The 20,630-nt window shown below is 63.2% G+C and carries 17 protein-coding genes; 2 read left to right on the top strand and 15 right to left on the bottom strand.

Annotation, left to right across the window (positions count from 1 at the left end; all coding sequences use genetic code 11):
- Window positions 1-34: 34 nt before the first annotated feature.
- From J5M57_RS10640 to J5M57_RS10595, 10 genes are all read right to left on the bottom strand, one after another.
- Window positions 35-2,146 (bottom strand): hybrid sensor histidine kinase/response regulator, encoded by a 2,112-nt coding sequence (locus J5M57_RS10640; RefSeq protein ID WP_207848579.1) that lies wholly within the window; start codon window positions 2,144-2,146, stop codon window positions 35-37.
- A gap of 133 nt (window positions 2,147-2,279) precedes the next feature.
- Window positions 2,280-2,969 (bottom strand): GntR family transcriptional regulator, encoded by a 690-nt coding sequence (locus J5M57_RS10635; RefSeq protein ID WP_064587776.1) that lies wholly within the window; start codon window positions 2,967-2,969, stop codon window positions 2,280-2,282.
- 348 nt (window positions 2,970-3,317) lie between these two features.
- Window positions 3,318-3,977: a DUF799 domain-containing protein gene (locus tag J5M57_RS10630; protein ID WP_207848580.1), complete on the bottom strand. Its 660-nt coding sequence runs from the start codon at window positions 3,975-3,977 to the stop codon at window positions 3,318-3,320.
- Entirely contained in the window at window positions 3,974-4,342 is a 369-nt protein-coding gene (locus J5M57_RS10625; protein ID WP_003225593.1) for a DUF4810 domain-containing protein, read from the bottom strand. Before J5M57_RS10625 ends, J5M57_RS10630 begins: the two co-directional genes overlap by 4 nt.
- Before the next feature lie 29 nt (window positions 4,343-4,371).
- The gene (locus J5M57_RS10620; protein ID WP_162276313.1) at window positions 4,372-5,058 is read right to left on the bottom strand and encodes a CsgG/HfaB family protein; all 687 of its coding nucleotides are present in this window, start codon (window positions 5,056-5,058) and stop codon (window positions 4,372-4,374) included.
- Between the two features lie 270 nt (window positions 5,059-5,328).
- Window positions 5,329-8,406, bottom strand: coding sequence for an error-prone DNA polymerase (locus tag J5M57_RS10615; RefSeq protein ID WP_243435156.1), 3,078 nt, complete (start codon window positions 8,404-8,406; stop codon window positions 5,329-5,331).
- On the bottom strand, window positions 8,403-9,818 hold the full coding sequence (locus J5M57_RS10610) for a DNA polymerase Y family protein (protein ID WP_207848582.1): 1,416 nt from the start codon (window positions 9,816-9,818) through the stop codon (window positions 8,403-8,405). Before J5M57_RS10610 ends, J5M57_RS10615 begins: the two co-directional genes overlap by 4 nt.
- Before the next feature lie 7 nt (window positions 9,819-9,825).
- The gene (gene imuA, locus J5M57_RS10605; RefSeq protein WP_025109863.1) at window positions 9,826-10,443 is read right to left on the bottom strand and encodes a translesion DNA synthesis-associated protein ImuA; all 618 of its coding nucleotides are present in this window, start codon (window positions 10,441-10,443) and stop codon (window positions 9,826-9,828) included.
- Window positions 10,443-11,060, bottom strand: coding sequence for a transcriptional repressor LexA (gene lexA / locus J5M57_RS10600; RefSeq protein ID WP_064587783.1), 618 nt, complete (start codon window positions 11,058-11,060; stop codon window positions 10,443-10,445). Before lexA ends, imuA begins: the two co-directional genes overlap by 1 nt.
- Window positions 11,061-11,163: 103 nt before the next feature.
- Window positions 11,164-12,081, bottom strand: a complete 918-nt coding sequence (locus J5M57_RS10595; protein WP_207848583.1) for a LysR family transcriptional regulator — start codon at window positions 12,079-12,081, stop codon at window positions 11,164-11,166.
- Window positions 12,082-12,184: 103 nt separating this feature from the next.
- Between J5M57_RS10595 and J5M57_RS10590 the strand changes: the two genes are divergently transcribed.
- On the top strand, window positions 12,185-13,927 hold the full coding sequence (locus tag J5M57_RS10590; protein ID WP_207848584.1) for an amidohydrolase: 1,743 nt from the start codon (window positions 12,185-12,187) through the stop codon (window positions 13,925-13,927).
- 220 nt (window positions 13,928-14,147) lie between these two features.
- The gene (locus J5M57_RS10585; RefSeq protein WP_207848585.1) at window positions 14,148-15,806 is read left to right on the top strand and encodes a phosphoethanolamine--lipid A transferase; all 1,659 of its coding nucleotides are present in this window, start codon (window positions 14,148-14,150) and stop codon (window positions 15,804-15,806) included.
- A gap of 129 nt (window positions 15,807-15,935) precedes the next feature.
- Here J5M57_RS10585 and J5M57_RS10580 read toward each other — a convergent pair whose 3' ends face one another.
- The 5 genes from J5M57_RS10580 to J5M57_RS10560 all read right to left on the bottom strand — a co-directional run bounded on the left by J5M57_RS10580 (window position 15,936) and on the right by J5M57_RS10560 (window position 20,423).
- Entirely contained in the window at window positions 15,936-16,214 is a 279-nt protein-coding gene (locus tag J5M57_RS10580; protein ID WP_207848586.1) for a DUF971 domain-containing protein, read from the bottom strand.
- Window positions 16,211-17,173 carry a HEAT repeat domain-containing protein gene (locus tag J5M57_RS10575; protein WP_169841505.1) on the bottom strand — a complete coding sequence of 321 codons (963 nt, stop codon included), beginning with the start codon at window positions 17,171-17,173 and terminating at the stop codon, window positions 16,211-16,213. The genes J5M57_RS10580 and J5M57_RS10575 overlap by 4 nt, the downstream gene beginning before the upstream one ends.
- Complete coding sequence (locus tag J5M57_RS10570) at window positions 17,170-18,018, bottom strand: ABC transporter ATP-binding protein (protein ID WP_207848587.1); 849 nt, start codon at window positions 18,016-18,018, stop codon at window positions 17,170-17,172. Before J5M57_RS10570 ends, J5M57_RS10575 begins: the two co-directional genes overlap by 4 nt.
- The gene (locus tag J5M57_RS10565) at window positions 18,018-18,800 is read right to left on the bottom strand and encodes an ABC transporter permease (protein ID WP_207848588.1); all 783 of its coding nucleotides are present in this window, start codon (window positions 18,798-18,800) and stop codon (window positions 18,018-18,020) included. Before J5M57_RS10565 ends, J5M57_RS10570 begins: the two co-directional genes overlap by 1 nt.
- A 219-nt stretch (window positions 18,801-19,019) precedes the next feature.
- The gene (locus J5M57_RS10560; protein ID WP_207848589.1) at window positions 19,020-20,423 is read right to left on the bottom strand and encodes an ABC transporter substrate-binding protein; all 1,404 of its coding nucleotides are present in this window, start codon (window positions 20,421-20,423) and stop codon (window positions 19,020-19,022) included.
- Window positions 20,424-20,630 lie beyond the last annotated feature (207 nt).

The raw sequence follows: 20,630 nt of genomic DNA, 5'->3' as shown, positions 1-20,630 counted from the left end.
GCTCCCTCGCCACAGGGACTTGGAAATTAGCCAGCTAGGCACTGAGCACCGAGCGAATCATCTGCAACAACGCTTCCGGTCCGTACGGTTTGCCCAGCAAGTGCGTGTCCGGACTCAACTGGTGGTTGCGCGAGATGATGTCGCGGGTGTGCCCGGAGGTGAACAGCACCGCCACCGGTGGCGTCTGCACCTTGGCCCAGGCCGCCAGGTCGGAACTCTTGATCAGCCCTGGCATGACCACGTCGGTGAAAATCAGATCGACGTCGATGCCTTGCAACAACATCTGCATCGCCACGTCGCCATTGCCGGCGGTGAGCACGCGGTAACCTTCTTCGCGCAGCAACTCCACGGCCGAGGCACGCACCGCTTCGTTGTCCTCGACCACCAGAATGGTTTCATGGCCGCCGCCCTGCTGCTGGTCGAAACCCGGTGTCTCATCGATGACCGGGCGCAGGCTGCGCGGGAAGTACAGTTGCACCCGCGTGCCCTCGCCCACGGTGCTGTCGATCTCGACGTGGCCGCCGCTCTGTTTGACGAAGCCGAACACCATGCTCAAGCCGAGCCCAGTGCCCTGGCCATCAGCCTTGGTGGTGAAGAACGGCTCGAACACCTGTTCAAGCATTTGCGGGGGAATGCCGGCGCCGGTGTCGCTGACCACTACCCGCACGTAGTCACCGGCGACGATGCCTTTGCCTGCGCAGAACGTCTTGTCCAGTCGGGTGTTGAGGGCGCTGAGGACAATCGTGCCCTCGCCCTTCATCGCATCCCGGGCGTTGATCGCCAGATTGAGAATGGCGTTTTCCAGTTGATTGCGATCGACGTTGATGTGCCACGGGTCTTGCGGCAATTGCACGTCAATCTGAATGGTTTCGCCCAACGCGCGCTGGAGCAATTCACCGACGCCATCGAAGATCTGTTGCGGATCGCACACCGCTGGCGACAACGGCTGACGCCGGGCAAACGCGAGCAATTGCGATGACAGCTTGGCGCCGCGCTCGACCGCCGCCAGCGAGGCGCTGACCCGGCGTTGCACGTTGGCATTGTCCGGTTCATGCCGCGCCAGCAAATGCAGGTTGCCGGCGATCACCTGCAGCAGGTTGTTGAAGTCGTGGGCCACGCCGCCGGTGAGTCCGCCGATGGCTTCGAGCTTCTGCGACTGGCGCAATTGCTCTTCGGCCGCCAGCCGCGCATTCACTTCATCGGCGACTCGTTGTTCAAGATTGCGGGTGAATTTGAGCAGGGATTCTTCGGCGATCTTGCGTTCATGGATGTCGATCAACACCCCGGGGAAACGGAACGGCGCGCCGTGTTCGTCGAACTCGCAGGCGCCGCTGGCGAGCACCCACAGGTAGCTGCCATCGGCGCGCAACACGCGGTATTCGGCGTTGTAAGGTTCGCCAGTCTGCAACGAATGATTGACCCGGTCTTGAACCCACGCCAGATCGTCCGGGTGGATCCGCGACTCGGTGAAGCTCTGCGGCAGGTCGCTCAGGTCCTGCTCCGGCGGATAGGAAAACGTCCGGGCAAAACGCTCGTCGGCCGACAGCACATTGTTCTTCACATCCCAGACAAACGAGCCGAGCAAGGCGCCGGCATTGAGTGCCAGACGGACTCGCTCGTTGTCTGCGCGATAGGCATCTTCAGCGGCCTGACGCAGGCGTTCGGAACGCATGAACTCGGTGGTCTCGACCACCATCGCCAGCACCCCGGCCGGTACGCCGTCATCGTTGGCCACCGGGCTGTAATACAAATCCATCCAGACGTCTTCGGGCACGCCATCGCGCAGCAGCACCAGTTCCTTGTTGCGGAAGGACAAGGTGCCGCCCGCCAGACAGGTATCGACCACCTGCCGGTTGAAATCGGCGACTTCCGGCCAGCCCAGTTCCACCGGCACGCCCAACAGGTACGGATGGCGGCCACCGGCAAACTGCGAGTAGGCGTCGTTGTAGATCATGTACCCGGCATGGCCCCAGAGCATGACCATCGGCAAGGGCGAGGCCAGCATCAGTTGCACGGCGCTGCACAGGCTGGCAGGCCAGGTGTCGAGCGGGCCAAGTTCGGTCTGGCGCCAGTCGAACGCGCAAATGCGCTCGGCCATCTCGCCTTTCCAGCCCTCACAACCGTGGCTATCGGATAAAAACTGCATCGATTGACTCGGTGTCCTGTGGTGTTTGCCCGATACGTCGCGACGCCGGAACGACGCGACGCCCGTCTGTTTCGAGCCTCGTCGGCAGTTTTGGTTTCATTGAAGGTATAGCCGATTTCAGACCCGGCCCGGATTAGACCCCGATCAGGTGCTTGAGCGGATGGTAGCCAGTTTTCATCTTCGCAGCGACATCCAGAATGGCCTTTTCAATGCCGTTCAAATGCGTGCAGGTCAGCTCGATGGCGGCGCTCTGATCGCCGGCCTCAATGTATTCGATCAGGCGCAGATGCTCGTTGTCGCGGCAGGCTTCATGGCTGTCGTCATCCAGTGCGGCGACGTATAGCGAGGCGCGGGAAATCAGCTTCTGAAACCAGTCGAGCAGCACCGGGTTGTTGAGGCTGCGCGCCAGTTTGATGTGGAACTCGCCAAGCAGGTAAATCAGTTGCTCGTGGTCGCCCGCCGCGTGGGCGGCGTCTTCCAGTAGCAGGTGCTCGCGCAGGACTTGCATGGCGGCGGTGTCCTTGCGCCGACAGAGCTCGGTGACGATCCCGATCTCGATCAGCCGCCGGGTTTCGAACAACGAGCGGATCTCTTCATTGCTGGGCAACGACACCGAAGCCCCTTTGTTCGGCTCGGTGGTGACCAGCCCCTCGGCCTCCAGTTGCTTGAGCGCGGCGCGTACCGACGTGCGACTGACATTGAACAGTTCGGCCAGCGAGGCTTCGCCCAGCTTCATCCCCGGACGCAGCGAACGCTTGCTGATCGCCAGGTAAATCCCTTGGTAGACGCGGTCGACCGTGGTTTCCAGTTTCTTCTCGGTCATTCGAACACTCCTTTAGCCTCGGGCAAACACGGTGTTCCAGCGTTATGCGCCGTTTGCACAGATAAGTGTGGCGCAGGATATCGCCTTCGGCGCCGAGATGCAGGGGATGAATCGCAAGTTGAATGGGATTGAGGCAGCGAGAGGCTCGCGTGGGCAGCACAGGCCGGGGATTTTTCGATGGTGGGGACGATCGGTTTGGCCGCTGCCAAATAACACTGATTAACACATTCCCTTGTAGGAGTGAGCCTGCTCGCGATAGCGGTGCGTCAGCCACGCTGATGTTGTCTGACACACCGCTATCGCGAGCAGGCTCACTCCTACAAAGGTTTTTGTGTCGTACCTGCTAAATCAGTCAGTGCCGTACTTCGGCGAACGCGGGCCGTACAGCAGGCCTGCGTGCTGACCGGCCGACAGCAAGCGATTGCTCGCCACACCGGCAATCGGGTAGCCGGCATCGGTGGAACTGTTGATCACCTGTTTCACCGCCGCCGTGATCAACATGCCGACCAGCCCGCCGCCACTGTTGTTGCCACCCTCTTCGCTCGACGCCCGTGCCGAACCGGTCCACAGCGTGGTGCCGGATTTCAGGTCCACCAGTTTCGCGGTGGCGGTCACCGCGGTTTCGCTGCTGATGACCATGTACCGCGTGCCGTACTCGGTCACGGTGATGTACAGCGCGGCGTCGGCGCCAAAGATTTCCTTGAGCTTGTTGGCCGGTGCCTGGTGGATGTCATCCGGCGTGGTCAGGCCGTTCTGGCGGAAGGTCTCGTCCACCAGGGTGATCGGCAGGACGTAGTAACCGGCCTCGGCCAGTGGAAACGTCACTTGCGACAACAGGCTGTAGGAGGCTTTCACGTCCGGCGAAGTGTTCAGCGGCGGCAGCACCAGAATGGTCTTCGGGCGCGCCTGTTTATACGCCGAATAGTCGACGGTTTTCGGCGCAACGCAACCACCGAGTACAGTCAGGGCCAGACCGGCGACCAGCAGTTTCAGGGTGCGCGAAATCATTTGGCATCTCCGGTCTTGGCGTTTTTAAGCAGAAAATCCATGTACGGGCCGGACTCGGGGAACAGCGCTTTCTCGGTGCGGAACTGCTGCACCATCTGATCGTCCTTGCCCATGCTCAGGTACAGCAGGCCCAGGTGGGCGTGGTAGCCCGGCGGCACGGCCTTGCCGGTGGAACGGATCTTCTGCAGGTCGCGCTCCAGCACTTCGGCCTGGGCTTCTTTCGGCTCTTCGCCTTTGAAATATTCGTAGACCTGCGGTTGATAATCTTCCCACTGGTACAGGGTTTTCGGGCTGCTGCAACCGGCCAGCAAGGCGCTGGCGGCCAGCGTCAGGGCCAGCAGCGACCGCGACAAAGTCAGATTCATGGGGTAGTGCTCCTTGCAATGAATAGCGATCAGTTACCCGGTTTCCAGGCACCGGCGTTCATGCCATCGACCAGACGATTGATCGCCTCGCGCATGGCCAGATCGAGGACTTTGCCGTTGAGCGTGGAATCGTACGCAGCGGTGCCGCCGAAGCCGATGATTTCGCGGTTGGACAAGGCGTACTCGCCGGCGCCCTGGGTCGAATACACCACTTCGGAGGTGCTGATGTTGACGATGTTCAGGTTGACCTTGGCGTAGGCGACCTGGGTCTTGCCCCGGCCGAGAATGCCGAACAGTTGATGGTCGCCGGTTTCTTTGCGGCCGAACTCGGTGACGTCACCGGTGACCACGTAATCGGCACCCTTGAGGCGCTGGGTCTGGCCCTTGATGGCGGCTTCCTGCTGGATCTCGCCCATGTTGTCGCGATCCAGGACGGAGAAACGGTTGGTCTGCTGCAAGTGCGTGATCAGGATGGTCTTGGCCTGGCCGCCGAGACGATCGACGCCATCGGAGAAGATCCCGCGCATGTAGCTGGAACGGTTATCGAACTTGCCCACCGCCATCGGCACGCGAGCACCGGTCCAGACTTGCGTGGCGCTCTCGACCTTGGCCACCGGCAGGGCGCGGGAGCTTTCGGTGGCGCAGCCGGCAAGGGAGCTGGCGAGGGTGCCGAGCACGGCAATCGCAACGCCTGAGACCAACATCCGGGAGATCATTCTCACTGTGCATTCCTTCTGAAAAAACGGTGTGTCCCGGCACGGCAAGGCGGTGGGGAGCGGAAAAGGGCCGGCATTATGACAAAGTGCCATCACTCGCGACAGGCTTTTTTGACGCCAATGGATTGACCACCCATGCCGCTCACTGCTCCGCCATGATCGAACGGCCCCTCCTGTAGGAGCTGCCGCAGGCTGCGATCTTTTGATCTTGTTTTTTTAAATCAAAGTCAAAAGATCGCAGCCTGCGGCAGCTCCTACAGGGGATTGGTATTAATGGAAGTCGCGGCTCTGCACGCGGATGCCGTCGAGCAGCGGACTCAGGTCGCTCAACCGCCCCGCGATCAAATGCCGGACTTCGCCTTCGCGCTCCCAGCGGCCATCGACCTTGAGCAGTTGCGAGCCGACCAGCACCTGGCGCTGACGCTCGGCCAGATCGCGCCAGACCACCACGTTGACGTTTCCGAACTCGTCTTCCAGGGTGACGAAGGTCACACCACTGGCGGTGCCCGGTCGTTGGCGGCCGGTGACCAACCCGGCGATGCTCACCGGCCGGCCGTGTTCGACGTCCAGCAACTCCTGCGAGCTGCGGCAGCGCCGCGCCTTGAGTTCGCCACGCAGCAGCGCCAATGGATGCGGCCCCAGCGTGGTGCCGAGCGTCGCGTAATCGGCGTGCAGATCCTCGCCGACACTCGGTTTGGGCAGCAGCACATCGGGTTCTTCCTGACTCGGCAACCCGGCAAACAGGCCCAGCTGTTTCTGCACCCCGGCCACTTCCCAGCGTGCGCGATGCCGATGCCCGGCCATGCCGCGCAACGCCCCGGAATCGGCGAGCAGCGCCTGCGCCCGACTGTCGAGCGCGGCGCGTTCGCCCAGGTCGGCGACATCGGCAAACGCCCCGCGCGCCCGCGCCGCTTCGATGCGCCGGGCGTCGTCCTCGCGAAAGCCCTTGATCATCCGCAGGCCCATGCGGATCGCCGGTTGCGCGCCGCTGATCGGTTCCAGGCTGCAATCCCAGTCGCTGGCGCGCACGTCCACCGGACGGATCTGCAACTGATGGCGGCGCGCGTCCTGAAGGATCTGGTCCGGGCTGTAGAAACCCATCGGCCAACTGTTGATCAGCGCACAGGCGAACGCTGCCGGTTCGTGGCACTTGAGCCAGCAACTGGCGTAGGTCAGCAAAGCAAAACTGGCGGCGTGGGATTCGGGAAACCCGTAGCTGCCAAAACCCTTGATCTGCTCGAAGATCTGCGCGGCGAATTCCGGGGTGTAGCCGTTTTTCTTCATGCCGGCGGCGAGGCGTTCCTTGTGCGGTTCCAGCCCGCCGTGGCGTTTCCACGCGGCCATGGAGCGGCGCAACTGATCGGCCTCGCCGGGGCTGTAGTCGGCGGCGACGATAGCGATCTGCATCACCTGCTCCTGAAACAACGGCACGCCGAGGGTACGCTTCAGTACCACTTTGAGTTCTGGCGACGGGTAGGTTTCTTCTTCCTCCTTGTTGCGGCGGCGCAGATATGGGTGAACCATCCCGCCCTGAATCGGCCCCGGGCGGACGATCGCCACTTCAATCACCAGATCGTAGAACTTCGCCGGTTTCAGGCGCGGCAGCATCGACATCTGCGCCCGCGACTCGATCTGGAACACGCCGATGGTGTCGGCGCGGCTGATCATTTCGTAGGTCAGTTGGTCTTCGGGCGGAATCGTCGCCAGGCTCAGATCCAGATGGCGATGGCGCCGCAGCAGATCGAAGCAGCGACGGATCGCGCTGAGCATGCCGAGGGCAAGGATATCGACCTTGAGCAGCCCGACCGCATCGAGGTCGTCCTTGTCCCACTGAATGATCGTACGCTCGGCCATGGCGGCGTTTTCCACCGGCACCAGCGTATCCAGCGGCTGTTCGGAAATCACGAAACCACCAGGGTGCTGCGACAGGTGCCGGGGGAAACCGATCAGTTGCCCGGTCAGGCTCAGCACCCGGCGCAGCACCGGGCTGTCAGGATCGAACCCGGCTTCGAGCAAGCGCGCCAGCGGCGGGGTTTCATCGCTCCAGTGACCGCAGCAATCGGCCAGCGCATTGATCTGATCCGGCGGCAGCCCCAGGGCCTTGGCGACGTCGCGCACCGCACCGGCGGCGTGGTAGGTGCTGACCACCGCCGTCAGCGCCGCCCGCCCCCGGCCATAACGGCGGAACACGTATTGCAGGACTTCTTCGCGGCGTTCGTGTTCGAAATCCACGTCGATGTCCGGCGGCTCGTTGCGTTCCTTGGACATGAAGCGCTCGAACAGCAGCGTGGTGCGGTCCGGGTCGATCTCGGTGATGCCCAAGGCGAAACACACCGCCGAGTTGGCCGCCGAACCCCGGCCCTGACAGAGAATATTTTGCTCGCGGGCGAAACGCACCACGTCGTGCACAGTGAGGAAGTAGCTTTCGTAGCCGAGTTCAGCGATCAGTTTCAGTTCCTTGTTGATCTGCCTCAGCACCTTGAAGGGCGCGCCTTTTTTCCAGCGCCAGACGATGCCCTCTTTAGTCAACTGGCGCAGCCAGGAACGGCCGGTATGCCCCTGCGGCACCAGTTCTTTCGGATACTCATAGCGCAACTCGCCCAGCTCGAACGTGCAGCGCCGGGCCAGTTGCACCGAGGCGTCGAGCAACGCCGGCGGATACAGCTCGCGCAATACATCGAGGCTGCGCAGATGGCGTTCGCCGTTGGGGTGCAGGCGCAATCCGGCCTCGGCCACCGGGACGTGGTGGCGGATCGCGGTCATGGTGTCCTGCAGGGCGCGCCGGCCCCGGGCGTGCATGTGCACATCACCGCTGGCGACAGCGGTAATCTGCACCTGCTCCGCCAGACTCAGCAGTGCCGCCAGCCGACGCTGGTCGTCCTGCCCGCGATGCAACTGCACCGCCAGAAACAGACGCTCGCCGAAGGTCTGTTTCAGCCAGCGGCCCTCCTCCACATCCTCCACAGTGTCCGGCACCCACAGCGTGAACAACCCCGGCAACGGCTCGCTGAAATCCTCGCGCAGCACCTGGTACTGGCCTTTCTGCGTACGCCGGCGGGCCTGAGTAATCAAGCCGCACAAGGCCTGATACCCCGCGAGGTTCTCCACCAACAGCAGCAGTTTCGGGCCGTTGTCGATGCGGATTTCGCTGCCGATGATCAGCGGCAGTTCAACCGATTTCGCCGCCTGCCAGGCGCGCACGATCCCGGCGAGCGTGCACTCGTCGGTGATCGCCAGCGCCTGATAACCGTGTTTTTTCGCCCGCTGGAACAGCTCAAGGGCACTGGAGGCACCGCGCTGGAAGCTGAAGTTCGACAGGCAGTGCAGCTCGGCATAGCCGTCGTTCATGCAAACCAGCCCTGCAGCCACAACGGACCGCCCTCGCCCACCGCCCGATACGCCCAGCCCTGCTGACCGGCGCGGTTCTGGATCAGGTAGTAATCGCGGCGCACATCGTCCCCGTCCCACCAGCCGGATTCGATGCGTTCCGGGCCCATGAGGATCCGCGCCGAACCTTCGGCCACGCTTTGCGGTTCGCCGAGCAGCCAGCCCGGGCGCTGAACGCTCGGCAATCCGCTGCAACGCTGCTTGTCGACGCCGTTCTGCCACGCACATTCGGGGCGATGGTCGGCCTGGAAGCGCAGGCCCTGCACCGCATCGTCGCCGAGCCGCGCGCGCAGGCGTTCGCGCAATTGCTCCCAGGGCAAGGTCTGTTGCGGACGCTCATCGAACAATTCTTGAAACTGCGGTACGAAACTCGGCAGATCTTCGGCGCGCAGGCGGAAACCGCGCACCGGCGCCTCGACCTGCACCTGCTCCAACCGACCCCGCGCCAGTTCGAAGAGCATCGCCGGATCGCGCTCGGCGCTGAGCAGGCCAACCTTGATCAGCGTGTCCGGCAGCCCGGCGTGCTCCAGATGCAAATCGAAACGCTGCACACCGCTGTCGCGTCCGCAGAGGAACGCCGACAGGTCGCCAGTCAAACGACGCAACGGAAACAGCAAGGCCTGATGGGATTGCACGTCAAAGTTGAGTTCAATGCGCACATCGAAGCGGTCTGGCGGCAGATAGAATGCCAGGGCCAGTGGCCGTGCGCCGAACAGGGTGTCGAGGTGTTTGAGCATCGATGCTTCGAAACGTCGGGCCAGGGCCTGACGCGGCAGGCTCTGCACCTGGCTGAGGTTACGCAGGCCCATACGCGCCAGCGCCGTGGCGACAGGCGGCTCCAGCCCGACGCGGTCGACAGGCAGTTGCCCGAGATGATGCTGCAAGGCTTCACCGTCCGGCACCACCAGGCCATCGTAAGCATTGGCCAGCACCCGCGCCGCCACCGGGTTCGGTGCGGCGACAATGCGATGGCGGAAGCCAAGCTCGGTCAGTTCCTTGCGCAGCCGCGCTTCAAACTGCGTCCAGGAACCGAACAGGCCCAGGCTGGATTCGATCTCGAACACCACGGTACGCGGGTAATGCACACTGACCTGCGCGCTGAACCGGTAGGCCCATGCCGCCAGAAACTGCTGCCAGTGCTCGACCTCGGCGAGGTCGTAATCGGCGGTGGCAAAACCTTTGCTCAACGCTTGCGCGGCGGTCATCGACTGGCCGGCGCGCAGGCCGAGCTGGCGCGCCGACGCATTTACCGCTTGCAGCACCCGGCGCTGGGCCGGGCCGCTGAGCAGCACCAACGGTTGATCGGGATCGGGACGCTGACGCAGCACTGCGTCGAGCGCCAATTGCGGGAACAGAATGCAGACCCAACGCATGACGACCTCAGTGCCCCACGGCAAACGCAATCGGCGCCGTGCGCGCCAGTCCGCCACGGCATTTGAGCACGCGCAACTGGGCAGGTCTGGCATCGATGGCAATGCGCAGCGCCGCCGGCGACGGGTTGACCGCCTCGCTCAGCGGGCGCCAGGCAAAGGCCAGGGTCTGCCCGGTTTCCGCCGCCACCTGCAGACGCCGCAACGCGCGGTCATCAGCCTTGTGCGGCCAGCACAGCACGGCGCCGCAACTGCCCGAACGCAGGCATTGTTCCGCCGCCCACAAGGCATCGCGTTCGCTGGCCTGGATCACCGACAACTGACGCAGATCGATCCCGGCGTTCTCCCACGCCTGCGGGTACGGCACGAACGGGGGCGCCACCAGCACGATGCGCTCGCCCGCCGCCGACAACCGCGCCAGGGTCGGCCAGACCAGTTGCAACTCACCGACCCCGGGGCCGGCCAGAAGGATTTCGCTCAGCGCCGCTTCCGGCCAACCGCCGCTGGGCAATGCCGCATCCAGCGCGGCATGGCCGGTAGGTTGCGGGCTGGCCGCCGGAGGCGCAGGCCGGCCCTTCCAGACCTGGCCGCCATTGAACAGCGTATCGAGTGCAACGACGGCGCCCATCAGCCTTGCCTCACCAGACCGCAGAACACCCCTTCGATGGCCAGGTCCTGATCGTCGCGCACGACAATCGGCTGGTACGCCGGGTTGCGCGGCAGCAGGCGCACCGTCGCGCCGACACGCTCGAAGCGTTTGATCGTGACCTCGCCGTCGAGCCGCGCCACCACGATCTGGCCGTTGAGCGCCTCGGGATTGCGCTTCACGCCCACCAGATCACCGTCGAGAATGCCGTCCTCGATCATCGAGTCGCCCTGCACCCGCAGCATGTAGTCGGGTGTGCGGGAGAACAGCACCGGGTCGAGCATCAAGCGGCTATGGATCTCGGCATCGGCACCGATCGGCGCACCGGCGGCGACGCGGCCGAGTACGGGAATGTCGAGCAGCTCCGGCCGCGGCGGTTGCCCGAGCAGGCGAATGCCCCGGGCCTGATGCGGATTGACCTCGATAAACCCGGCTTCGGTGAGCGCCAGCACATGCTTGCGCGCCACGCTGCGCGAGGCAAAACCAAAAGCCTCGCTGATTTCAGCGAGGCTTGGGGGCTGACCGTGTTCGGCGATGCGTTCGCGGATAAAGGTCAGGATGGCGGTACGGCGGGGAGTCAAATTGGTCATGGAGTACATTTGTACTCTTCCCGGGTTTTTCTGACAATGACCGCCAGTCGGCCCGGGCCGGACACTGATTGATCGTTCCTGCGTTCTGCGTGGGAACGATCAGTGCGGTGAGTCAGCTGAGGCCGCGCTCGTCGAGAAATTCGGCGATGTAATCGATGAACGCGACGACTTTCGCCGTGGCCCGTCGATGGCTCGGGTACACCGCAAGAATGTGCGGGCCGAAGGTGTCCGGGTCGATTTCGTAATCAGCCATGACCCGCACCAGACGCCCGTCGGCAATGTACGGCGCGGCGCTCCACAGCGGTGTGTGCAGCAAGCCGCGCCCGGCCAACGCGCTGGCCAGCAGCAGGTCGTAATTATCGCTGCGCAACCGCGGCGCCGTCGGTTGCGCCAGGCTCAGGCGCTGGCCGTTGCGTTCGGCCCACCAGAACTCGCGGCTGAGCAGCGGGTGCTGATACAGCAGCCATTCATGCTGCTCAAGGGTTTGCGGATCCACCGGCAACCCCTTGCGCGCCAGATAGTCCGGGCTGCCGCACAAGGCCAGGCGATTGCTGCCGACCACCCGCGCGATCAGCCCCGGCAGGTCGTCGTGGCCCTCGCGCAACGCCAGGTCGTAGCCGTTTTCCAGCAGATTGACGAAGGCGTCGCACAGGTTCACTTGCAGGCTGATCTGCGGGTACTGCTGTAAAAAGCCGTCGCACACCTGATCGAGAAACGCTCGCCCGTACGCCAGCGGTGCGGTGATTTTCAGGCTGCCGCGCAGACCGTGCTGCAACTGTTCGATTTCCTCGCTGGCCTCCTCCAGCCGCTGCAACACCAGCCGCGCGGTTTCCAGATAGACCCGGCCGATTTCAGTCAGCAGGATCCGCCGCGTACTGCGCTCGAACAGCCGCGCACCGAGTTCCGCTTCCAGGTGATTGACCGCTTTGGTCAAGGCCGACGGGGTCTTGCCCAGTTGCTCGGCCGCGCGGCTGAAACTGCCGAGCTGCGCAGTGACCACGAACATTTTCAATGCACCCAACTTGTCCATGCTTTTTCCATTCAGGCAAAAACGTTTTTCGTGAGGCAGGCGTTCTGTCGGCCCGTGTCAGCCACTAGTCTGGCCATCAGACGCAATAACAAGGAAATCTTCAATGAAAAGATTCATCCCGAGCCTGCTGGTGAGCGCGATAAGTTTTGCCTCGATGGAAGCCATGGCCGCGGCCGATCTGGTGCTGGTCAACGGCAAGATCTTCACCGCCGACCGTTCGCAACCGAAGGTCCAGGCGCTGGCGGTAGAAAACGGCAAAGTGCTGGAAGTCGGCACTGACGCGCAGATCAAGGCGCTGATCGAACCCGGCACGCAGGTGATCGACCTGGGCGGCAAGACCCTGATGCCAGGCTTGATCGACAGCCACTCGCACGCGATTTTCGGCGGCCTGGAAATGGTCTTGGCCAACATGGAAGACGAAGTCGTCGCCCTCGATGAACTGGAAAAACGCCTGCGCGCCTGGCGCGACGACGGTAAGGCCCGGCATGGCGACGTGCTGAGCATTGCCGGCATGAGTTCGGCGTACTGGGCGCAGGCCGAAGCGCTGGGCAAGACTTTCAACCACGGCGAATGGGCCAACGTGCCGGTGGTGTTCACCGGCAGCGACCACCACACCGCGTGGGCCAACAACGTGATGCTCCAGCGCGCCGGTATCGACGCTGCGTTGCTCAAGGCCCTGCCCGATGCGGAAAAAGATACCCTCGGCACACTGGCCAACGGCGAACCGAACGGCTTTCTGGTCGATGCTGGCTGGGACCGGGTCGCCGCGAAAATGCCGGTGCCGAGCTCGGCCGACATGCTCAACGCCGCCAAATCCGCCGTGCGTTTCAACAACAGCCTCGGCATCACCGCGTGGATGGACCCCGCCGCCAACGCCGCGCCGGGGGAAGCGGTATTCGCCCTCAAACCCACCGAGAAAACCGTCGGCGTGCTGCCGGCTTACAAAGCGCTGTCGGCCAGTGGCGAGATGAGCGTGCATGTCGCGGCGCTGCTGGTGGCCAACCCGAAAAGCCTGCCCGCCGACCTCGATACACTGGATAAAGTGCGCCAACAGTTTCAGGGCATCCCCAACCTGACCCTGCCCGGGATCAAGATTTTCGCCGACGGCGTGATCGAATACCCGGCGCAGAGCGCGGCGATGATCGATCCATACCGCAACTCGCACAAACAGGGCGAGCTGCTGATCGATCCGCAGCACTTCGGGGAACTGGTCAGCGCCATCGACCAGCGCGGCTGGCTGGTGCACATCCACGCCATCGGCGACCGTGCGGTGCGTGAATCACTCAACGGCATCGAACGCGCCCGCAAGGACCGGCAAAGCGGCATCACCCATTCGATCACGCACCTGCAGATGGTCAACCCGAAAGAGTTCGCCCGCTTCAAGCCGCTGAACGTGATCGCCTCGATGCAGCTGCTGTGGGCCAGCGCCGATGACTACACCACCGACATGATCAAACCCTACGTCAGCGCCCTCGCTTTCCGTTATCAATACCCGGCGCATTCGCTGCGCAAACAGGGCGCGACGATTGCCGGCGCCAGCGACTGGCCGGTGTCGTCGCCCAATCCGTTCAACGCCATGGCCCAGGCCATCACTCGCGTCGGCCCGCTGGGCGTGCTCAATGCCGACGAGCGTCTGGACCGCGAAACGATGTTCTACGCCTACACCGCCAACGCGGCGCGAACCATTGGCCTGGACCAGCAGATCGGCTCGCTGACGCCGGGCAAGCAGGCCGATTTCATCGTGGTCGACCGCGACGTGTTCAGCGTCAACGAAAAAGCCCTGCACGACACCCAGGTCCTGCAAACCTGGTTTGGCGGGCGCCAGGTCTACACCGCGAACCAATAACACCACGTTCCTCTGTAGGAGCTGCCGCAGGTTCGGGCCGCGTTCGGACGATCTTTTGATCTTGTTTTTTAAGATCAGGATCAAAAGATCGCAGCCTGCGGCAGCTCCTACAGGAAATGGGGTGTTTGTTACAGGATGTTTACGGAATTTTTACTAATGTTCTTCTACAGTTAGGCGCGTAACCGTACGTGTTTTCTATTCGTGTAGAGGAATGTCTGTAATGGCTTTGGGCAAAGGACTGCGTTTACCGTCCATCACTTCAACCCGCTTGGTGCTGCTGTTTTCTTTGGCACTGGTGGCGCTGTACAACCTGGCGACCTGGAAGGCGCTGGGCACGCTGATCACCCTGCAAGGCGCGCACAAACTGGCGTTTTTCGCCTCGTTCGGGCTGTTTCTGTGGGCCGCCATCAGCCTGTTGCTGACGTTGGTGTCGTTCCGCTGGACGCTGAAACCGGCACTGACGGTGGTCGCCCTGCTCTCGGCCTGCGCTGCGTATTTCATGAACGAATACGGGATCACCATCGACACGGTGATGATCCAGAACGTGTTCGAAACCAACCCGGCCGAAGCCGCCGCGCTGTTCAACGGCAAGCTGCTGGCCTACGTGCTGCTGCTCGGCGTGCTGCCGGCGGCGCTGATCTGGCGTTGGCCGGTGAGTTATCGGCCGTTCTTGCGTGGCCTGCTCAACAAGCTGTTGGTGATCACCGCCTGCGTGCTGCTGATCGGCGCCTCGGTGGGCGCGTTCTATTCGACCTACGCGCCGATCTTCCGCGAAGAAGACAAGCTCACCCATTTCATCAACCCGACCAACTACATCTACGCGATCAGCAAGTACACCAAACAGCGCCTGGGCATCAAAAAGCACTTCGTGGTGCAGGCCATCGGTGAAGACGCGGTGATGAGCGCGAAAGCCGCCAGCCGCGAGAAGAAATCGCTGATGGTGTTCGTGGTGGGCGAAACCGCCCGCGCCGATCACTTCTCGCTGAACGGCTATGCACGCGAGACCAATCCCGAACTGAGCCAGCTGGACATCCTCAACTTCACCCAGGTGCATTCCTGCGGCACGTCCACGGCGGTGTCGGTGCCGTGCATGTTCTCGATGTTCCCGCGTGAGGACTACAGCGACAAGAAAGGCAAAACCTACGAAGGCCTGCTCGACATCCTGCAACGCGCCGGCGTGCAGGTGCTGTGGCTGGACAACAACAGCGACTGCAAGGGCACCTGCCTGCGCGTGCCGCACCGCGACATCGCGAAGAACCAGCCGGGGCCGTTCTGCGACGGTAACAATTGCCTCGATGAAGCGCTGCTGGCCGATCTGCAGACCTACATCGACAGCCTCAAGGGCCACGCGATCATCGTCCTGCACGCCGACGGCAGCCACGGCCCGGAATACTACGAGCGCTACCCGAAGACCCTGGAACGCTTCACCCCGATCTGCCACACCAACCAGCTGGGCAGTTGCAGCCGCGATGAACTGGTGAACGTGTACGACAACACGATCCTCTACACCGACCACTTCCTCGCCAAGGTGATCGAGTTGCTCAAGCGCAATCAGGACACGCTGGATACCTCGATGCTGTACGTCTCCGACCATGGCGAATCGCTGGGCGAAAACGGCCTGTACCTGCACGCGGCGCCGTATGCGCTGGCGCCCGAGGCGCAGACCCATGTGCCGATGGTGATGTGGTTTGGCGAAAACACCCTGGCGCAACTGGGGATTGATCGGGATTGCCTGCAAGGCAAGACCGGCCAGCCGGACTTGAGCCATGACAACCTGTTCCATTCGGTGCTGGGGCTGTTTGAAGTGAAGACGGCGCTGTATCAGCCAGGGCTGGATGTGTTTCGGGGATGCCGGCCGGCGATGACGGCTGCGCAGTAACCCTGGAGTTGCACATATACCCTTGTAGGAGTGAGCCTGCTCGCGATAGCGGTGTGTCATTCAACAATGATGTCGGCTGATACACCGCTATCGCGAGCAGGCTCACTCCTACAAGGGAGCTGTGGCACATCAAGAATTGAGTTGTGCCAGGTAAGCCCACGGGTAGATCCCGCGCTGGTGCCCATCGCTGAACACCAGTTGCACGCCGTAGCCCTGCGGATTGATCTCGATCAGCCGAACACGGTCATCGACCCGCGGGGTCATCCCTTTCAGGCGAAACGCACGGCACTGCGAGCACGGGCACTGGCGGCGCAGTTCGGCGTGGTTGAGCACCGATTCGCGGCCGTCCGGCCAACTCAGGCGCAACGTCTGCGCGCTTTGTGAATTGCCTACCGACAGCGGATTCATTGCAACTGGCTCAAGGCAATCCGCACCGCTTTGCGCACTTCCGGGTCACCGTCGTCCTGCGCCGCCTGCAACGCCGCCACCGCCCCGCGATCATGCAACTCACCGAGGGCCAGCGCGGCTTCCTTGCGCAGGTTGCTGATGCGATGGCCGAGGGTCTCGATCAACGCGTCCAGCGCCGGGGCAAAACGCAGGCGCCCGAGGCTGCGAGTGGCGCGCAGGCGCACTTGCCAGTAATCATCGCCCAGCGCTTCGATCAACGCCGGACCGGCATCGCTGTGGCCGACCTTGCCCAGCGTGGTGGCCGCCTCTTCACGCACTTGCCAGGCGTGATCCTGCAAGGCCTGACGCAACGCCGGCAGCACCTCGGCGCCGGAGGCCAGGCCGAGGGCGCCGGTGGCGGCGCGCCGCACTTCGGTGTCCGGGTCGGCGCTGGCCAGGCGTGCCAGCGCCGGCAGCGCGTCGAGTTGCTTGAGCCAGCCGAGCACGCCGACCGCTTCGCGCCGGACATTGGCGTCGGCGTCGTCGAGTGCCGCGACCGCCGCAGGCGCGGCGGCGGCGAATCGCAATTCGCGCAGGGCGCGAAACGCGGCGATCCGCACACTGACTTGCGCGTGATCGGTCCACGGCAGAATCACCCGGCCAGCGGTTTCGCTCTTGAGCAGGCTCAGGCTTTGCGCTGCCGCGGTTTGTACGGCGGGCGACGGGTCGGTCAGCGCCTGACACAGCGCCGCCACCACCGGCTCGTCCTCCCAGGCTTCCAGCAGTCGCGCGGCTTCGGCGCGGACTTCTTGCGCCGGATCATCGCTCAGCCGTTCGACCAGCCAGAGCAAGCCGTCCGGCTCTTCCAGGTCAGCGAGATCAATCAGGGCAATGCGCCGCACGCCGGCATCGTCAGCGGTCAGACGCGGTTGCAGGGCGAGAATGTCCGGGTTATCGGTCACAGCAAAAATAGAGGTCATAGGGCAAATCGCGGCAAAGGGTTTTCGGGAGGCAGGCCGAGCGGATTGAGGCGCGGCAGCGGTCGGTCGTTGTCATGGCGCAGCAGGTCGAGGCAATGGCGTTTGAGCCGAGAAAACTCGGCGCTGGTCACCAGCTCAGTGGTGCGCGGGCGCGGAAACTCCAGGCGCAGGTCTTCGATGATTCGCCCCGGCCGCGCGCTCATCACCAGCAAGCGGTCGGCGAGGAACAGCGCCTCGTCGATGTCGTGGGTGACGAACACCACGGTGGTGCGGATGCGCGTCCAGATGTCCAGCAGCAGTTCCTGCATGTTCAGGCGGGTCAAGGCATCCAGCGCGCCGAAAGGCTCGTCCATCAGCAGCAGGCGCGGACGGTTGACCAGCACCCGGGCGATTTCCACCCGTTGCTGCATGCCGCCGGAAAGCTGATCGGGCCAGCGTTCGGCAAAGCCTTCAAGGCCCACCAGTTGGAGAATGTCGTCGGCGGCTCGGTGGCGCTCAGTCTTGCCGATGCCACGCATCTTCAGGCCAAAGGCAACGTTGTCGCGCACCGTGCGCCACGGGAACAGCGTGTGGTGCTGGAACACCATGCCACGTTGCGGCGACGGCCCGGACACCTCGCCACCATCGACTTTCAGGCTGCCGGCATGGGCGCTCAAGTGCCCGGCGAGTGCGCCAAGCAAGGTCGATTTGCCGCAACCGGACGGGCCGAGAATGCACACGAACTGGCCCGGTTCGATCTGGCAATCCAGACCGTGCACGGCTTCGAACGCGTGCTGGCCTTCGCCGAGGACGATCGACAACTGGCGAATATCGATCCGCCCTTCCGGGGTTTGCATTGCGCTCATCAGGCTTTTCCTCGTGGTCGGTGCCAAGGCGTGAACAGTCCGCCCAGACGTTTGATCAACAGGCTGCTGCCCATGCCCAGCACACCGATCAGCAGCATGCCGACGACGATGTCGGCGTAGTTCTGGATGGTGTAGGACTCCCAGGTGTAGTAACCGATGCCGAACTGGCCGGAGATCATTTCCGCGGTCACCAGGCAGAACCACGAGGTGCCCATACCGATCGCGAGACCGGTGATGATGCTCGGTGCGGCACCGGGCAAAATCACTTCGAGCAACATCGCCCGGCGTCCTGCCCCGAGGCTTTTCGCTGAAGCGATCAGGCGCGGATCGACGCCTTCGACACCGTGCACGGTGTTGAGCAGGATCGGGAACAGCGCGCCGGTGAAGGTGATGAACACCATCGACAGCTCCGACGACGGGAACATCAGAATCGCCAGCGGAATCCACGCCACCGCCGGGATCGGCCGCAGCACTTCCAGCGGGGGCAGCAGCAGGTCTTCGGCCCATTTCGAGCGGCCGATGGCCAGGCCCAGGGCGATGCCGATCAGCAGTGCCGCAAAGTAACCGGCGAACACGCGGCTGAGGCTGGCGGTCAGGTGCTGCAGCAGCTTGCCGGAATCGCCCAGGCCCAGCGCCGCTTCAATGACCGCCAAGGGGGTGGGCACGTTGGCGAAGGTGACCAGGCCGAGGTTCCAGTGGTGGCTGGCAGCGAGTTGCCAGAACAGCAGGCAGAACGCTATGGAGGTTGCTCTGGTGGTCCAGCGGGCTTTCGGGATTTTCATGGATCGGAATTCCGTGTGATGGCTGAGATCGCCCCCCTCACCCCAGCCCTCTCCCCCAGGGGGGAGAGGGGGAAAGGGAGCAGATCTCGGCTGTTTTCAAACCTGAGTTCGACCTCAGATTTACAGGTCGGCGTACCTTTACCAAACACCTCGGTCAGTCCCCTCTCCCTCCGGGAGAGGGCTAGGGTGAGGGGCTTTTGATCTGCTTTTGATCTGGTGTTAGCGGCTAGCCACGGCCTGCGCTGTCGCATCCGTAAAATCAAACACCTTCCCGTCCTGCGCCAAGGCAAATTCCTGAGCCTGCCCTTTGAGCAGAAACGCGCTCAAACGCCCCTTGGCATCACTGGCAAACCACGCCTGATCGGCGAGCAATTTGATCCCGCTGTCACTGGCCTGCGCATACACCGCGCGGATGTTTTTACCTTCCTGCTTCAAAGCGGCCAACGCGGTGAAGGCCGATTCAGCGGAAGCGTACTGGCGCACCTTGTCTTCGCCGCGCACCCAGATTTCCGCGACGTGGCTGAAGTCAGTGATGGCTTTGCCGGTCGCCGCATCCGTGGCCTTCAGCGGGGTCTGCGCGTAATTGGCGAGCTGCGCGGTGTAGTCCAGATTCGACGCCTTGAACGCGGCGCGGATGTACTGGTCGTCGATGAAGGTATTCAGGTCGAGGCCACGATCGGCCTTCTTCAGCAGCTTCAGCGTATCGATTGCGGTGCCGACGGCCTGGCGATATTCCGGCTTCCAGCTCAGGTCGCGGGTCTGCACGCCGAGCGGGCCGTGGAACAGGTAATTGACCTCGGCATCGACGCCGGTGACCTTGGCGATCAGCTCGCTGTACTTCTCAGGTTCGGCAGTGAGTAACCGATTGGCCTCAATGCTCGCCCGCAGGTAGGCGACGACGATTTCCGGGTACTTCTTGGCGTAGGCCTGATCCACCAGCGCACCGTGGAAGGTTGGTGCGTTGGCCTGGGCACCGTCGTAGATCTTGCGGGCGAAGCCACGGCTGGGGAACAGTTCGGCGAACGGCACGAAATCGGCGTGGGCGTCGATCTTGCCCGCCTGCAATGCGGAGCCGGCGACTTCCGGCGGCTGGGCAATGATGTTCACGTCCTTGAGCGGGTCCCAGCCCTGCTCCGCCACCGCGCGCAACAACATGCCATGGGCCGTCGAGGCGAATGGCACCGAGATGGTCTTGCCCTTGAGCTCGCTCAGCGACTGCACCCCGGACGCGCTCGGCACGACGATGCCGTTGCCGCTGCCCTTGATGCTGCCCGACAACACACTGATGAACAGGCTGTGCTTGCCGGCGGTCTCGAACGCCACCCCGTTGAACGCCCCGGGGAAATCGGCCATGGCGCCGAAGTCGAGTTTGCCGGCGACCATCTCGTTGGTCAGCGGCGCGCCGCTGGTGAAGTTCTTCCACTGCACGTCGTATTTCGCGTCCTTGTAGGCGCCGTCGTGCGGGAGGTATTTGTCGAGCAGACCGAGCTCCCGAATCAACAGGCCGCCCGCGGCGCAGTTGATGGTGGTGTCCTGGGTGCCGATGGCGATGCGGATGGTTTCGGCCGAGGCCGACAAGGTGAATGAAGCCAGTACCAGACCGGCGATTGCTGCACGCAACATGGTTGTTTCCCCTCGAATCATTGATTGGCTGTTCGTCTCCGCCGCGATCAGGGCGCGGTGGGAAACGAGGGGGTTTCGGTGATTCCAGCGTCCGGGTGTTCCGGGTAGCTTATGGCTTACCACATTCCCCTGTAGGAGCTGCCGAAGGCTGCGATCTTTTGATCTTGATCTGAAAAAACATAAGTCAAAAGATCGCAGCCTTCGGCA

The organism is Pseudomonas sp. 86_A (assembly GCF_017491705.1).
Lineage (GTDB): Bacteria > Pseudomonadota > Gammaproteobacteria > Pseudomonadales > Pseudomonadaceae > Aquipseudomonas > Aquipseudomonas koreensis.
The sequence above is the reverse complement of the archived record's forward strand: the minus strand, read 5'-3'. Positions and strand labels throughout refer to the sequence as shown.

Coding starts and splice junctions, on each gene's coding strand:
- J5M57_RS10640 (WP_207848579.1), bottom strand. CDS start 2,146: ATGCAGTTTTTATCCGATAGCCACGGTTGTGAGGGCTGGAAAGGCGAG.
- J5M57_RS10635 (WP_064587776.1), bottom strand. CDS start 2,969: ATGACCGAGAAGAAACTGGAAACCACGGTCGACCGCGTCTACCAAGGG.
- J5M57_RS10630 (WP_207848580.1), bottom strand. CDS start 3,977: ATGATTTCGCGCACCCTGAAACTGCTGGTCGCCGGTCTGGCCCTGACT.
- J5M57_RS10625 (WP_003225593.1), bottom strand. CDS start 4,342: ATGAATCTGACTTTGTCGCGGTCGCTGCTGGCCCTGACGCTGGCCGCC.
- J5M57_RS10620 (WP_162276313.1), bottom strand. CDS start 5,058: ATGATCTCCCGGATGTTGGTCTCAGGCGTTGCGATTGCCGTGCTCGGC.
- J5M57_RS10615 (WP_243435156.1), bottom strand. CDS start 8,406: ATGAACGACGGCTATGCCGAGCTGCACTGCCTGTCGAACTTCAGCTTC.
- J5M57_RS10610 (WP_207848582.1), bottom strand. CDS start 9,818: ATGCGTTGGGTCTGCATTCTGTTCCCGCAATTGGCGCTCGACGCAGTG.
- imuA (WP_025109863.1), bottom strand. CDS start 10,443: ATGGGCGCCGTCGTTGCACTCGATACGCTGTTCAATGGCGGCCAGGTC.
- lexA (WP_064587783.1), bottom strand. CDS start 11,060: ATGTACTCCATGACCAATTTGACTCCCCGCCGTACCGCCATCCTGACC.
- J5M57_RS10595 (WP_207848583.1), bottom strand. CDS start 12,081: ATGGACAAGTTGGGTGCATTGAAAATGTTCGTGGTCACTGCGCAGCTC.
- J5M57_RS10590 (WP_207848584.1), top strand. CDS start 12,185: ATGAAAAGATTCATCCCGAGCCTGCTGGTGAGCGCGATAAGTTTTGCC.
- J5M57_RS10585 (WP_207848585.1), top strand. CDS start 14,148: ATGGCTTTGGGCAAAGGACTGCGTTTACCGTCCATCACTTCAACCCGC.
- J5M57_RS10580 (WP_207848586.1), bottom strand. CDS start 16,214: ATGAATCCGCTGTCGGTAGGCAATTCACAAAGCGCGCAGACGTTGCGC.
- J5M57_RS10575 (WP_169841505.1), bottom strand. CDS start 17,173: ATGACCTCTATTTTTGCTGTGACCGATAACCCGGACATTCTCGCCCTG.
- J5M57_RS10570 (WP_207848587.1), bottom strand. CDS start 18,018: ATGAGCGCAATGCAAACCCCGGAAGGGCGGATCGATATTCGCCAGTTG.
- J5M57_RS10565 (WP_207848588.1), bottom strand. CDS start 18,800: ATGAAAATCCCGAAAGCCCGCTGGACCACCAGAGCAACCTCCATAGCG.
- J5M57_RS10560 (WP_207848589.1), bottom strand. CDS start 20,423: ATGTTGCGTGCAGCAATCGCCGGTCTGGTACTGGCTTCATTCACCTTG.